Annotated in this window: 14 protein-coding genes; 7 read left to right on the top strand and 7 right to left on the bottom strand. The window is 36.8% G+C overall.

The genetic code is table 11. The features are described 5' to 3' along the window. The first annotated feature begins 42 nt into the window (after positions 1-42). Both F0365_RS03805 and F0365_RS03800 read left to right on the top strand, forming a co-directional pair. Positions 43-897, top strand: a complete 855-nt coding sequence (locus F0365_RS03805; RefSeq protein ID WP_240961872.1) for a class I SAM-dependent methyltransferase — start codon at positions 43-45, stop codon at positions 895-897. Between the two features lie 133 nt (positions 898-1030). Beyond that, positions 1031-2575, top strand: coding sequence for a glycine--tRNA ligase (locus F0365_RS03800; protein WP_169932475.1), 1545 nt, complete (start codon positions 1031-1033; stop codon positions 2573-2575). 440 nt (positions 2576-3015) lie between these two features. On the opposite strand, the gene F0365_RS03795 is transcribed toward F0365_RS03800, so the two are convergent. Next, a complete protein-coding gene (locus F0365_RS03795) occupies positions 3016-3456 on the bottom strand; it encodes a hypothetical protein (protein WP_169932474.1) in 441 nt (146 codons plus the stop codon). A gap of 185 nt (positions 3457-3641) precedes the next feature. On the opposite strand from F0365_RS03795, the gene F0365_RS03790 reads away from it, so the two are divergent. Continuing rightward, complete coding sequence (locus tag F0365_RS03790) at positions 3642-4229, top strand: CvpA family protein (RefSeq protein ID WP_169932473.1); 588 nt, start codon at positions 3642-3644, stop codon at positions 4227-4229. A 142-nt stretch (positions 4230-4371) separates the two neighbouring features. Continuing rightward, entirely contained in the window at positions 4372-4746 is a 375-nt protein-coding gene (locus F0365_RS16425) for a hypothetical protein (RefSeq protein ID WP_206071300.1), read from the top strand. A 755-nt stretch (positions 4747-5501) separates the two neighbouring features. Here the strand turns inward: F0365_RS16425 and F0365_RS03780 are convergent. After that, positions 5502-6377 (bottom strand): AraC family transcriptional regulator, encoded by an 876-nt coding sequence (locus F0365_RS03780; protein WP_169932472.1) that lies wholly within the window; start codon positions 6375-6377, stop codon positions 5502-5504. Between the two features lie 191 nt (positions 6378-6568). On the opposite strand from F0365_RS03780, the gene hemA reads away from it, so the two are divergent. The 3 genes from hemA (at position 6569) to F0365_RS03765 (ending at position 10013) form a co-directional block, all read left to right on the top strand. Beyond that, positions 6569-7822 (top strand): glutamyl-tRNA reductase, encoded by a 1254-nt coding sequence (gene hemA, locus F0365_RS03775; RefSeq protein ID WP_169932471.1) that lies wholly within the window; start codon positions 6569-6571, stop codon positions 7820-7822. A gap of 596 nt (positions 7823-8418) precedes the next feature. Continuing rightward, the gene (hemC, locus tag F0365_RS03770; protein WP_169932470.1) at positions 8419-9372 is read left to right on the top strand and encodes a hydroxymethylbilane synthase; all 954 of its coding nucleotides are present in this window, start codon (positions 8419-8421) and stop codon (positions 9370-9372) included. Between the two features lie 107 nt (positions 9373-9479). Beyond that, the gene (locus F0365_RS03765) at positions 9480-10013 is read left to right on the top strand and encodes a 3-hydroxyanthranilate 3,4-dioxygenase (RefSeq protein ID WP_169932469.1); all 534 of its coding nucleotides are present in this window, start codon (positions 9480-9482) and stop codon (positions 10011-10013) included. A gap of 72 nt (positions 10014-10085) precedes the next feature. Here F0365_RS03765 and F0365_RS03760 read toward each other — a convergent pair whose 3' ends face one another. From F0365_RS03760 to pheS, 5 genes are all read right to left on the bottom strand, one after another. Next, positions 10086-10670, bottom strand: coding sequence for a fasciclin domain-containing protein (locus F0365_RS03760; protein ID WP_169932468.1), 585 nt, complete (start codon positions 10668-10670; stop codon positions 10086-10088). A 468-nt stretch (positions 10671-11138) separates the two neighbouring features. Beyond that, positions 11139-11663 carry a fasciclin domain-containing protein gene (locus F0365_RS03755; protein WP_169932467.1) on the bottom strand — a complete coding sequence of 175 codons (525 nt, stop codon included), beginning with the start codon at positions 11661-11663 and terminating at the stop codon, positions 11139-11141. Positions 11664-11921: 258 nt separating this feature from the next. Then, a complete protein-coding gene (locus F0365_RS03750) occupies positions 11922-12320 on the bottom strand; it encodes a hypothetical protein (protein WP_169932466.1) in 399 nt (132 codons plus the stop codon). Beyond that, positions 12317-12736 carry a GTPase gene (locus F0365_RS03745; RefSeq protein ID WP_169932465.1) on the bottom strand — a complete coding sequence of 140 codons (420 nt, stop codon included), beginning with the start codon at positions 12734-12736 and terminating at the stop codon, positions 12317-12319. The genes F0365_RS03750 and F0365_RS03745 overlap by 4 nt, the downstream gene beginning before the upstream one ends. 111 nt (positions 12737-12847) lie before the next feature. Then, complete coding sequence (pheS, locus tag F0365_RS03740; protein ID WP_169932464.1) at positions 12848-13867, bottom strand: phenylalanine--tRNA ligase subunit alpha; 1020 nt, start codon at positions 13865-13867, stop codon at positions 12848-12850. Between the last annotated feature and the right edge of the window lie 11 nt (positions 13868-13878).

Below are 13878 nucleotides of genomic sequence, written 5' to 3'. Positions count from 1 at the left end.
CCTATAAAAGTAGTAGTATTGTTTTTATTAAAATTAGGAGTTGTGAAAAATAAAGAAGCATTCAGGAACTTTTGGTATCAGTTGTCTCCTGATAGCCGATTCTTACTGCGTAAAATATTTTTTTTACCTCTCGATATAATAGAGAAAATAAAAGGTAGAAACAAATATGTACCTTCTAGAGGTGCTGTTTTTACTGGAGGAACCGCTGGACCTAAAAAATTTCTTGAAGAAGGAAAACTGCAATTACAGTTGTTAAGAAAATATACTGATGTGCAACCAGATCATAAACTCTTAGATATAGGATGTGGAATGGGCAGAACGGCTATTGCGTTTACTCCATATCTAAAAAGCAATAGTACTTATCACGGTTTTGATCCAGTAAAAAAAGGAATAGATTGGTGCAAGAGAGGGATAGGAGCAGATTTTTCAAACTTTCATTTTACTTATGTTGATCTTTTTAATGATCTCTATAAATCAAAAGGTGGTGATGCAGCTATGTTTAAGTTTCCATATTCTGATAATCAGTTCAATGTTTGTTTCACCTTTTCAGTTTTTACACATATGGCGATAAGTGAAATACAGAATTACCTAAATGAAATGTATAGAGTTTCTCATAAAGATGCCTGTTGTCTTTCGACTTTTTTCTTGTATAACTCACATAATGAGACCTATATTTCTACCAGAAGTGGATTTAGCTTCCCAATCGCGCATGACGGATATCGATTAATGCATGCTGATGTTACTGCTGGTAATATAGCAATACAAGAGGATGTTTTGCGATCGATGATTTCAACAGCTGGATTTAGAGAGATTGAAATTATAGATGGTTTCTGGAAGGATGAGAGGTATACAGGCGACAAACTGGAATATCAAGACATCGTCATCTTTAAGAAGTAAAACGAGCTGGATATAGTTATCGCATTCTATTTCTTAAAGAAAATAAAAGTTTCTGTTGAACGTGATTCCCTAGGACAACGAAATACACAAATTCACAAGGTGATCAACCTCCTTTTTTTTTACATTTGCAGCTATGGCAAACAACAACGACGATCAGTTTAAAAAAGTACTCTCTCATGCAAAAGAGTACGGATATGTATTTCAATCTAGTGAAATTTATGACGGTTTAAGTGCTGTTTATGATTACGGACAGAATGGAGTCGAATTAAAGAAAAATATCAGAGAATACTGGTGGCAAGCAATGACTCAGCTCAACCAAGATATAGTAGGAATAGATACGGCTATTTTTATGCATCCTACGGTATGGAAAGCTTCGGGTCACGTAGATGCATTTAACGATCCATTGATAGATAATAAGGATTCTAAAAAACGCTACCGTGCTGATGTTCTTGTAGAAGATTATTGCGAGAAAAACCTACAAAAAGCCAATAAAGAAATAGAGAAAGCAGCAAAACGCTTCGGTGAAGACTTTGATGCAAAAATGTATGCAGAGACCAATCCGCGTGTGATGGGTTACATGAAGAAGGCTACCGAACCTACAGCAAGACTTGCTGAGTTGCTGCAGGTGGAAGATCTTGCTGGTGTAAAAGCTCTAATAGAAGAACTAGAAATAGCAGATCCTGATACAGGTTCTAAAAACTGGACCGATGTACGTCAGTTCAACTTAATGTTCGGTACTAAAATAGGCGCCAGTGCAGATACGGCAACCGATTTATTCTTAAGGCCAGAAACGGCTCAAGGGATTTTTGTCAATTTTGCAAACGTTCAAAAATCAGGTCGTATGAAGATTCCTTTTGGAATCGCTCAGACAGGTAAAGCCTTTAGAAATGAGATTGTGGCGCGTCAGTTTATTTTCCGCCAGAGGGAATTTGAACAAATGGAGATGCAATATTTTGTAAAGCCAGGAACAGAATTAGAATGGTTTGAAATATGGAAAGAAAGGCGCATGGCATGGCACAGATCTTTAGGAATGGGCGATGAGAACTACCGTTTTCACGATCATGAGAAAATGGCTCATTATGCAAACGCAGCGACCGATATTGAATTTGACTTCCCATTTGGTTTTAAAGAACTCGAAGGAATTCATTCCCGTACAGATTTTGACTTGAAAGCACACGAAGAACACAGTGGTAAGAAATTACAGTTCTTTGATCATGAGGAGAATAAAAACTATGTTCCTTATGTATTAGAAACATCTATAGGCTTAGATAGAATGTTTTTGGCCGTTTTTTCTAATTCGTTGGTAGATGAAACTCTAGAAGATGGAAGTGAACGTACAGTGCTTAAATTACCAGCAGTTCTTGCTCCTGTAAAAGCAGCGATTCTACCTTTATTAAAAAAAGACGGACTTCCAGAAATTGCAAACGAAATCATAGACGAATTAAAATGGTCTATAAAAGTGCAGTACGATGAAAAAGACGCGATAGGAAGACGTTACAGAAGACAAGATGCTAACGGAACTCCTTATTGTGTGACGATAGATCACGAAACCAAAGAAGATCATGCAGTAACGGTAAGAGATCGCGACACGATGACACAAGAACGTATAGCGATTAAAGACTTGAAGAACTATTTAGAATCTCGTGTAAGCATGAGTACTTGGTTGAGAAAGATTTAGGAACTCGAACTCGAATTTGAACTCGAACTCGAATTTAAAAAGCGGACTACCGACTGATAGATAATAAATTACATACCGAACCTCACGAGTTTTATACTTGTGGGGTTTTATTTTTTTTATCGACCTTTTGTTTCCGCACTCTTTAGGCGATGTACTGATTTGATCGAAGTAGTTGGGGAATGGAAACGAACTTGAACTTGAATTCGAATTGGAACTTGAAAACCTTTCCCTAACCTTAAAGGGTAGGTTTTCTAAGTGGAGTTTTTTGTTTCCGCACTCTTTAGGCGATGTACTGATTTGATCGAAGTAGCTTGGTGACGGAGTCTATGCAAGCAACAGATCTGAAATAACTAAAAAGCCTCGCAAGTATATACTTGTGAGGCTTTTGTTTTTATAAATTATTTTCAAAACACCCTTGTTGTTTTAATACTAAGGTTTGATTATGGTACAACTGCATCAATAACCACGCATAATTCACCTTCAAAACCGCCAGACACGGTAACGATATCAAATCTAAATTCATCACCAACTGCAGTTCCTGCGCGCTGGCAAGTAACTGTCACTGGATAATTAGTTCCGTTTATACCAAGGTTTCCAGGTCCTATAGCGTTTAAGGTCACAGCTCCAGTAGTTAAATAGATGTTTCCTGGATTAGTTGTTTCATATACTTCTACAGCAGCAACGCCAGGGCCATTATTATTGGGAAAGAGTTCTGTTTGCAACTGTGCTTCTGCTAATAGTGTTTGTGTAGTGCCATCAAAAAAGGTGAGGCCTTGATAAGTACAAAGATTTTGATTGTCAGCCATTCCATCGTCATTATCACAACTAAATAAAAGAACAGAAAGAAAAAAGTAGACGGGTAGTTTAAATAGGTATTTCATTTGTTTGATGATTAAATTTAACTGCTGATTGAGAAGGGAATTTAATTATAATTTAAAATATAATCTAAGATCAATGCTCGTACTGGCGTTTTCACTCCATGAAACTAGGAGTTCATTATTTTAACAAGATGAGATTTGATTTTATCACCTCTTCTCTAACCAGCATTTTTCCCTAACTTAGCCCGATGAATTGGTTGGACATAATTATTTGTATTGTTTTATTAATAGGCCTTTATAAAGGATACTTGAATGGTTTTTTTGTTGAGTTGACTTCGCTAATTGCTCTTATAGCCGCTATTTACGGCTCTATTTATTTTTCAAATTTTGCAGGTGATTGGTTGCGAGTACAGGTAGCGTGGGAGGATGTTTATATTACTATCGCCAGCTTTATAGTTACTTTTTTGGTGATTATTTTTGTCATTACCTATGTGGGTAAGCTGATTACCAAAGTGATAAAAACCGTTAACCTTAGCTTTATCAATAAAATTGCAGGAGCAGCTTTTGGCCTTGTTAAAATGGGCTTTTTAGCTAGTGTGATATTGATGTTTATCAATTCGGCCAGTGGAGAGTTTCATATTATCGGAAAAGACATTAAGGAGAACAGCATTGTTTATGGGCACATAGCGCCTTTAGCTCCGTTCTTACTTCCTAAAATCCTAGAAGAGGCAGATCGGGTGGACAGACAGTTGCGCGGTGATGGTCTTGAAGATATAGATGGAGATCAAGAAGACCTCGAGCAACCTCAGGACTCTACAGGTTTTAGCTTTTTCTAGATTTCTAACTTTTAGGAACTTATTTTTATTATTCCGCTTTCGCGAAAGCGGAAGTTCAAAACACGCTCAATTATTGGTTTAAAAACGGGTACTATTTTTGAAATCTCGCTGGTAACTTTTCAATACAACTATTAGGAAAGCAATGACTACTTTTTTAGTAGCTGCACTTCTTGTTTTAACTTCAACGAGTTGTCACACAGAAATGCAGATAGGAGATGGATATAATGCTCCTACATCGAATGAGGTACTTGTTTCTAACGAAGTGTGGTGCGTAGAATTAAATAGCAAACAAGAGAATCCTAATCTGCCTTTTATGACCCGAGCGTTCACTTTAAGTTTTGACTTGGGTACGCTGTATGCAAATAAAAGTCTTGAAGGTATATATAGCGCTGTAGCTGGACTAGGAATCGATGTTGGTTCTTACCAAACGATATATAACCAACTAGCTATCGATCGCGATATTGATGGGTTACACGATTTTGAAGTGAGGGTGGGGGAATTGGACCGACTGAATTAAGAGATCTATATGCGCATAACAGATGCTCTCTCGATGGTTATAGCAGAAATACGTTCGATTATGATCAGTTGTTTTGCGGTAATATCCGGTACTTCTATCAATAATATCAAGCTTGGGAAAAAGTACATACAAGTCAAGTCGGAGCTGTCGATTATTTTGATCAAACCAACTGCTTGAGATTTTTACAAGAAAATAACGCCCCTATTTTTGAAAGGTCTAAAGATATAAACGGACTGAATATATAGTTCTGTTTTGGGATTTCACGGGAGTTTATTCTACACAAGATCAGATATATGGAAGTATTAACAAGCAATTAACGTTGGATTATGATTTTATAGGGAATGATTTTTTAGATCTTTACATTACCGATAAAAACAGCATAGAACTGCATCAATTATAAGGTGGAACTACCTACATATTTAAAGGTCGCGGATTCATACAATTAAAGAACAGTAGCGACGTTGATAGTACAAAGAATAGAATGCTCGATTTTAATAGAGTTAAGAAAAATAAAAAATAATGCGGTTGATACCGCACAAGAATTTGGTTGGTTGGAAACCGTCTGTGGAGCGTCTTAGCTTGCAGGCGGTTTTTTTGTTGAATTGGTTTTCGTTCCCAATCCTAAAGGGTGCAAAAACATAAGATATATGTAATAGTTCTGATAATGGAGAGATCTTAAACCTAAGATCATTTGAGAATTTTATTTTTCTAATTCTAATTCTAATTCTAATTCTAATTCAAGTTCAAATTCATACCTACTTCCCAGAAATATACTTTTTAGGAGTTGTTCCATATTTCTTTTTAAAGGCACTTATAAAATGACTTCCAGTGCTGTAGCCTACTTTTAAACCTACCTCGTTGACATTGTGCTGGCCGCCGTCGAGCAACTGGCGCGCATAATCCATTTTATGATCTAAAGCAAAACCATAAACAGTGTCACCATACACTTCTTTAAAACCCTCTTTGAGTTTTTTAAGTGATAAACCTATTTCTCTCGAGAGGTCGTTGAGTGAAGGTGGGTCCGTCATGCGCTCGATGATAATTTCTTTAGCTCGTTTGATCTTGCGCATGTTTTCTTCGTCGGCTAGAAATGGGCAGGCATCTATATTTGCTTCTTCCTCGGTATTAAAATAGAGGGAGAGCAATTCATAAGACTTTCCTTTAAAGTACAATTGCTTGATGGTATCGTTGAGGTTGTAATTCATGAGTTGGTGCAATGCTACCGCCATGGAAGGTGATATTTTACCGTCGACATAGTATTTTTTATCCTTATTCTCAGGACTTAGAAAGCTAACATGCTGTGCGTCTGGAGAAAAAAGAGAGTGAAATTTCTTAATAGAAATTAGAACAGAAATAAACCAAGTTTGTGGACCGATATTCAGATTCATAGGTAAATCTCTTGAAGGATTGTATAGTAAATACGAGTTTTGCTCCTTTAAATCCAGTTGGTAGCTACCTTCATTAAAAGCAAGTTGTATATTTCCTTTAAGACAATAGTGAAATTGTAAAAAACTACTGTCTACATGATGTAAAAAGGAAGCTTTTTCATCACTGTCATTTTTTAATCTAATGATGTGAAACCCATCTTCTATAATTGTGATTTCAGCGGCACCTTTAGCGATATTTTCCATGCGTATTCTTATTTAAAACGACTCTAAATAGCGGTTATTTTGCTTTCGTAAAAGCGAGTCATACACCACCAATAGGCTATCATACAGTTTAATAATGCAAATGTAACTCATAGCGACGAAAAAGGAACCTATAGCGTTATTTTTATACTAAAAGCTCGACTAATTTTGTCGACTACTACTAAAAGTAATTTATGGCCGCGGCAGCAGCAATTTATCATACATTTTACGCAATAGGAATCAGTTACCGTAAGGCAGATGCTGAGATGCGCGGTGCGTTCTCTTTAAGCGCAGAAGCGATAGATAATTTGTTGGTACAAGCCAAAGCAGAAGGGATTCCATCGCTTGCTGTGATCTCTACTTGCAACCGTACAGAGTTGTACGGATTTGCCCAGCATCCATTTCAGTTGATTAAATTGTTGTGTGAGCATTCTAATGGAACGGTTGAGGAATTTGAAAAGGTCGCTTATGTTCATAAAAATGAAAAAGCAAACGATCATCTTTTTAATGTTGGTACTGGATTGGATAGTCAGATCTTAGGAGATTTTGAAATTATTGGCCAGTTGAAATTGGCTTTTAGGAAATCAAAAGCCCAGCAACTGATCAATCCGTATATGGAGCGATTGATTAATGCAGTGATTCAAGCCAGCAAACGTATCAAAACGGAGACTGATTTAAGCAGTGGAGCAACCTCAGTGAGTTTTGCTAGTGTGCAATATATCTTAGAAAATTTTGAAAGAAATTCGAGTCAGCGCATCACCTTGTTTGGTACTGGTAAAATAGGCCGCAATACTTGTGAAAATCTCATCAAGCATACGGATAATAAAGAAATTACGTTGATCAACCGTACCAAGAATAAAGCAGAGCTTATTGCTGGTAAATTTGACCTCGTTGTAAAAGATTACGCACAATTAGAAGAACAAATAGCCCAAAGTGATATCCTTATTGTTGCTACTGGAGCGCAGAACCCTACTGTTTCCAAAGATTTGATCTGCACGAATAAACCTTTATTAATTCTTGATCTCTCTATTCCGAAGAATGTAAAAGAAGACGTAAGGGAACTCGCTAATGTCACTCTCGTGCATCTAGACGAACTCTCTAAAGTAACTAATCGCACACTGGAAAATAGGGAGAATTTTATTCCAGAAGCAAATGCCATTATCTCTGAAATTCACGCAGAATTCAAGCTTTGGCAGGAATCACGACGTTTTGCTCCTACTATGAATGCTTTAAAGACCAAGCTCTCTACGCTCAAAGCGGCAGAGATTAAAAGTCACCGAACTAAAATTATCGATTTTAATCAAGAGCAAGCAGACTTTATTGCTGACCGAATCATACAAAAAATTGCCGGTCATTTTGCAAATCACCTGCGCGATGAAGAAGAAAGTACCGAAGAGGCTATTGATTTATTGAACAAGATTTTCAAGCTGGAACAGGTAATTTCATGATTATCGCAAAGCTTTTGCAATGTCCATACTTCTTCAAATCCAAGAATTTTTAAATGCTAATTTTGTAAGACTAGGATTTATAATAATAGTATTCATTTACTTCTTATCATTAGTGCCACAGTTGTCAGGAAGGATAGCCTTGAAAGTGATGAGGTGCTTTCTCCTTACCCATGTATTGCTTATTTGGACGATCACCTTAGTCCGATTTTTACAGGGGGAAGCACTACTTAATTTTGAAAGACCTATTGGGCCTTATGCTTCCATGTATGTAGCGGTGTTATTTTGTAGTATGGTATTGCCTCTAGTATTGTTCATTCCTAAGTTGGGTCATAAAGCTTGGGTTTTATTTTTAGTAAGTCTTTTGTCTTGTTGTGGTTTTTGGATGGAACGATATACTATTATGATATCCTCCTTACACAGAGATTATTTGCCAGCAAATTATTCTTCTGAGATAAGCTTTATTTCAAGTTTTTACCTGCTAACTATAGCTCAGTGCCTATTACTTGCCGTTATCTTTGTTCTTACTGGAACTTGGATAAGACGGTATAATGATAAGAGAATCATTAAAAACCACATTTTTAAACAGTAGTAAATTTATGTCTAGAATTATAAAAATAGGAACCAGAGATAGTGAGCTAGCGATGTGGCAAGCAAAAACAGTGCAGTCTCAGTTGGAGGCATTAGGACATCAAACAGTGCTGCATCCTGTAAAATCTCAAGGTGATCTCAATCTTACAGAGCCACTATACGAAATGGGTATCACTGGTATTTTTACCAAAACACTAGATGTGGCTTTGATCAAAGGAGAAATTGATATCGCAGTTCATAGTCTTAAAGATGTTCCTACGCAGTTGCCTAAAGGAATGGTGCAGGCTGCAGTAATGGAGCGCGCTTCTTTTAAAGATATTTTAGTGTACAAAAAAGGCTTTCATCCTGATAAAGAAATGACTATTGCTACTGGAAGTCTACGACGTAAGTCGCAATGGTTGAATATGTATAGTCATCACCAAGTGGTGGATCTACGAGGTAATGTAAACACAAGATTGGCAAAACTACATACCAACAAAGACTGGAGTGCAGCTATTTTTGCAAAAGCTGGATTAGATCGCATAGGTTTGCTGTCTAAATTGCGTGGCAATTACGGTTTTGAATATACAGATCTCGACAGTTTTATTTCTGCACCTGCTCAAGGCGCCATGATGATTGCGGTGATGAAAGTAAATGAAGAAGTGCTTCAAGCTGTTTCGGCTTTAAACGATCAGCAAACAGCGATTTGTGTAGATATGGAACGTGCATTTCTTCGCGACCTAGAAGGTGGTTGTACAGCCCCTATAGGTGCCATTGCGATAGTAAAGAATGGTCAGTTATCTTTTAAGGGAACCTTGATGAGTCTGGATGGAAAACAACGTTTAGATGTGAATGATTCCATGCCATGGTTTGATAATGTAGAGATGGAAGAATGTCTCGCTTTCGCGAAAGCGCAATCACAAAAAATTCTATCTCAGGGAGGAGCAGCATTGATGGCTGAGATCAAGCAGTCTCTAAAATAGTAATGGTTCATCATAAAAGCTTTAAGCTGCTGCGCTAACAGGTGTCAAGAACTTTTGATATTTCCCAGAACAATGCCTTACCTTTAAATTTCTAAAAAGCTATACAAATGCCTATTCAAGCACCTTTCAATCTCAATAAATGGATTGAAGAAAACCGAGATCTTTTAAAGCCGCCTGTAGGGAATAAAAACCTATATAAAGATGCTGGGGACTACATCGTCATGATTGTAGCTGGTCCTAACGCGCGTAAAGATTATCATTACAATGAAACAGAAGAGCTGTTTTATCAATTAGAAGGAGAAATCGAAGTACACATTCAAGAAGACGGAAAAAAGCGAACGATGAAATTAGGTCCCGGAGACATGTATTTACATCCTTCTAAGGTGCCACATTCTCCAGTAAGACATGAAAACTCTATTGGTCTTGTTATAGAGCGCAAACGTCTAGACATTGGAGCTATGGATGGTTTGTTATGGTATTGCGACAACTGTAATCACAAGCTTCACGAGACCTTTTTTGTTTTAGAAGATATAGAAAAAGACTTTTTACCGAGATTCAAAGAATATTACAGTTCTGAAGAAATGAGAACCTGCGATCAGTGTGGCACCGTTATGGAAACCGATAAAAGGTTTACGGAGTAATAAATTCATTAAAAAAACAAAACCCCAAGCTATTGCTTGGGGTTTCTCATTCTTAACATGTAAAATAGGATTTTACATTTTTGGAAGTAGTACCATATCAATGACGTGAATAACGCCATTAGATTGATTTACATCTGCAATAGTTACAGTTGCCATTCCGCCATTTGCATCGGTGATGATTACTTTTCCGTCTTGCAAGGATAACGTAATTTCTGACCCAGCTACTGTTTTTACTGTTGCTTTACCATCGTTCTTTCTGATAAGTTCGATGACGTCTGTTGCATTAAATTTTCCAGCGATGACATGATAAGTAAGTACTCCTGTAAGAGCTGCCTTGTTTTCTGGTTTTAATAAAGTTGGTACCGTTCCTTCTGGTAGCTTATCAAAAGCTCCATTGGTAGGAGCAAACACAGTAAATGGTCCTTCTCCAGATAGAACTTTCACTAAATCTGCAGCTTTTACTGCGGCAACTAGTGTAGTGTGATCTTTTGAATGAGCAGCATTTTCAATAATGTTTTTTGAAGGATACATTTCTGATCCACCTACCATTACTGTTTTCTCTTTTTTCATCATTTTGTCATTCTGTGCAAAAGATGAATGACCTACAAATAGTGCAACGGCTAGAAGCGCTAAACTTAAAACTCTTGACTTTTTCATAATTTATTTAATTTTAGTTATATAGAGCATATACTAGATTAGCGCAACAACGGTTTTTCAACTCAAGTGCTTTAACTTACTTTTAACCAAAATGAAGGTTTTTTAAGAGGTGCGTGAAAAAGTATAATTTTAGGCGTTTAGACGCTGCAGTGTATAGGATTGCCAGCAAAGGTTTATGGATAAATCAGAAAAAAACTATTTTATAGGCGTTGATGTCATTATAAAAGGAACTGAATTTGGACAAATAACAGACTGCGATGCTATGAAGAGGTGAGTTGGACAGGAGGGCTTAAATACTAAATGTATCATTAGGCGCAGGTATCTTTAAATGGTTAAAGCCAGATAAAAATAAAAATTTTCTATTCGTATCTTTCCATTTTTGGGAAGTCTATTTTAGGACGGGACAGAATTAAAAAACAAAACCCCAAGCTAAGCTTGGGGTTTTTTTCATAAAATGTAATTAGGGATTTACATTTTAGGAAGTAATACAGTATCTATAACGTGAATCACGCCATTAGTTTGGTTTAAGTCTGCTGCAATTACTGTTGCGCTGTTTCCATTTGCATCAGTTACCATCACTTTTCCGTCTTTTAAAGACAAGGTAAGTTCTGCTCCTGCTACAGTAGCTACGGTTGCTTTTCCATCGTTTTTATTGATAAGTCCTATAACATCTTTAGCATTAAATTTTCCAGCGATGACATGATAAGTAAGTACTCCTGTAAGAGCTGCTTTATTTTCAGGTTTCAACAATGTTGGTACAGTTCCTTCTGGTAATGCATCAAAAGCGGCATTAGTAGGAGCAAATACAGTAAACGGTCCTTCTCCGGTTAAAACACCTACTAAATCTGCAGCTTTTACAGCAGCAACTAGAGTTGTGTGATCTTCAGAGGCTGCGGCAGCTTCTACAATGTTAGTTGTTTGTGCATTTGCAAGAGATCCTGTTAAGAAAACCATTGCAACTAGAGCAAAGCTCATAAAGTTTAATTTTTTCATAATTTGAAATTCTGTTAATTAGTTAGTAATTTACTTGTGGCGACTTAGTATACAGACCTTCATATAACTAACTGCTTTTAACTTCGTATTAACGAGAAAGACCTTTTTTTATGAAAAATTGTGAATAATACGATAAATTGCTCTTTTAAAAATTGCCGTAACGCCAGTTTAAAGCAGGAAAAAACTCTAAATCAACAGAAGTAGAAAAAGCTATTTGAAACTGAGGGAGAACAAAAGAATAAGGAGTTGAGAACAGTATTATTTCAATAAAATACCATCCTGGTCCATTACGGGTAATTTTTTAAATGCCTCTTCAGAAATGCTAAATGGAGCAGCGGTATATACCTGGTCGTATAAGGTAGATCCTATAAAATAGGTAAGGACAAATTCGTTTTCAAAAGCAAATACCTCTTCCATGATCAGTTCTACTTTCATAGCTGTTTTTGCATCTATTAATTTAAAAGCATGTCTAAATGTAGAGGTTTTGCGACCATCTTTATGTTTGCCTCTACTCATAATCATTACCGATTCTAGTGGGTCAAGACTGTCATTAATTAGGTACACGAACCAATCATGGGAAGTGAAATCTTTATTCCATTCCTTAACGATAGCAATATAAACGTCTTTTACTACGGGTATAATGATGTCTTTTTTCATGCTTTCAATCTTTCTTGAATTGTTTTAATGAGCGCGTCTGTTTCTGTAATCAGACTCATTTCTTCAGCGCTTAAAAATATATCCATACCAGAATTAGTACCAAAACCATCATTGTAATCCTGTACCTCATCTCTCACGCTCAATAAGATGGGATAACTGTATTTAGGCAACCACTTGGACCAGTATTGTTTTTCAAACTCATCTCTATGTAGGAATTCTAATTTTAGATCTGGGTGGGTAGTTGTTAGGCTTTCGCGAAAGCGTGCCCATAATTCATTTTCTTTAAATACACCAAAAGTAAGATTACATAGTTGACATTCAGAGGTGCCAGGACTTATGATTTTATGAGCACTATCTAGAAGACTACTCAGCCTTCCTGAGTTGGCATTGTAAACAAATAGGAGTTTAGAAATCATCTTATGGATTTAATTTTAAAAGGCCGTGAAATTTAAAAGAGTCCTTTTTTAACTCGTACAAGTCAGAAAAAACTAATTTAGATGCGGCATTTTGATGCTAAATAGAAAAAGCTATAGTGTGTTAGAGAACTGCTTCAAAAAGCGCACATCATTTTCAAAAAACATACGAATGTCGCCTATTTGATATAACAACATAGCGATACGTTCCACACCCATACCAAATGCAAAACCACTGTATTCTTCAGGGTCTATACCGCAATTAGTCAGTACGGCAGGATCCACCATGCCGCAGCCACCTATTTCGAGCCAGCCAGTTCCTTTAGTAATTCTATAGTCAGTTTCTGTCTCCAGACCCCAATAAATATCAATCTCTGCACTAGGTTCTGTAAAAGGGAAATAAGAAGGTCGCAAGCGTATTTTAGATTTACCAAACATCTCTTGAGTGAAATACAACAAAGTCTGTTTCATGTCAGCAAAACTCACATCCTTATCAATGTATAGACCTTCTACTTGATGAAAAATACAATGTGCACGGGCACTTATCGCCTCATTACGAAAAACACGACCCGGAGAAATAGTTCTGATAGGCGGTTTGTTATCTTCCATATAACGCACTTGTACGCTGGACGTATGGGTTCTTAAAAGCACGTCTGGATTTGTCTGTATAAAGAAAGTGTCTTGCATATCTCGTGCTGGATGGTGCGCTGGCAAGTTGAGAGCGGTAAAGTTATGCCAGTCGTCTTCGATTTCTGGACCTTCACTGACGTTAAAACCTATACGGGAGAATACATCTATAATTTGGTTTTTTACAATAGAAATGGGGTGTCTAGCACCTATTTCCATAGGATAACCCGTACGAGTAAGGTCGCCATAAATTCCAGCTTCTTCTTGTTGAGATTCTATATTCTCTTTAAGAGTGCTTACTTTTTCTTTAGTAAGTTCCTTAAGCTCATTGATGGCCAGACCGAAGGCTTTCTTTTGCTCATTAGGCACTTCCTTAAAGGCGTCAAAAAAGTCCTTTAACAAACCTTTTTTACCTAAATATTGTATTCTGAAAGCCTCAATTGCCTCTTTAGAATCGCCTTTGAAGGCTTGCACTTTCTCAATTTGTTCTTTTACTTTGTCCAGCATGGTCTCCCGTT

The organism is Nonlabens sp. Ci31 (assembly GCF_012974865.1).
Classification (GTDB): Bacteria; Bacteroidota; Bacteroidia; order Flavobacteriales; family Flavobacteriaceae; genus Nonlabens.
The sequence above is the reverse complement of the archived record's forward strand: the minus strand, read 5'-3'. Positions and strand labels throughout refer to the sequence as shown.

Excerpts from the sequence above, each read along its gene's own strand:
- F0365_RS03795 (WP_169932474.1), bottom strand. The coding sequence starts at position 3,456 with ATGAAATACCTATTTAAACTACCCGTCTACTTTTTTCTTTCTGTTCTT.
- F0365_RS03790 (WP_169932473.1), top strand. The coding sequence starts at position 3,642 with ATGAATTGGTTGGACATAATTATTTGTATTGTTTTATTAATAGGCCTT.
- F0365_RS03750 (WP_169932466.1), bottom strand. The coding sequence starts at position 12,320 with ATGAAAAAAGACATCATTATACCCGTAGTAAAAGACGTTTATATTGCT.
- F0365_RS03765 (WP_169932469.1), top strand. The coding sequence starts at position 9,480 with ATGCCTATTCAAGCACCTTTCAATCTCAATAAATGGATTGAAGAAAAC.
- pheS (WP_169932464.1), bottom strand. The coding sequence starts at position 13,867 with ATGCTGGACAAAGTAAAAGAACAAATTGAGAAAGTGCAAGCCTTCAAA.
- F0365_RS03780 (WP_169932472.1), bottom strand. The coding sequence starts at position 6,377 with ATGGAAAATATCGCTAAAGGTGCCGCTGAAATCACAATTATAGAAGAT.
- F0365_RS03760 (WP_169932468.1), bottom strand. The coding sequence starts at position 10,670 with ATGAAAAAGTCAAGAGTTTTAAGTTTAGCGCTTCTAGCCGTTGCACTA.
- F0365_RS03745 (WP_169932465.1), bottom strand. The coding sequence starts at position 12,736 with ATGATTTCTAAACTCCTATTTGTTTACAATGCCAACTCAGGAAGGCTG.
- F0365_RS03800 (WP_169932475.1), top strand. The coding sequence starts at position 1,031 with ATGGCAAACAACAACGACGATCAGTTTAAAAAAGTACTCTCTCATGCA.
- hemA (WP_169932471.1), top strand. The coding sequence starts at position 6,569 with ATGGCCGCGGCAGCAGCAATTTATCATACATTTTACGCAATAGGAATC.
- hemC (WP_169932470.1), top strand. The coding sequence starts at position 8,419 with ATGTCTAGAATTATAAAAATAGGAACCAGAGATAGTGAGCTAGCGATG.
- F0365_RS03755 (WP_169932467.1), bottom strand. The coding sequence starts at position 11,663 with ATGAAAAAATTAAACTTTATGAGCTTTGCTCTAGTTGCAATGGTTTTC.
- F0365_RS16425 (WP_206071300.1), top strand. The coding sequence starts at position 4,372 with ATGACTACTTTTTTAGTAGCTGCACTTCTTGTTTTAACTTCAACGAGT.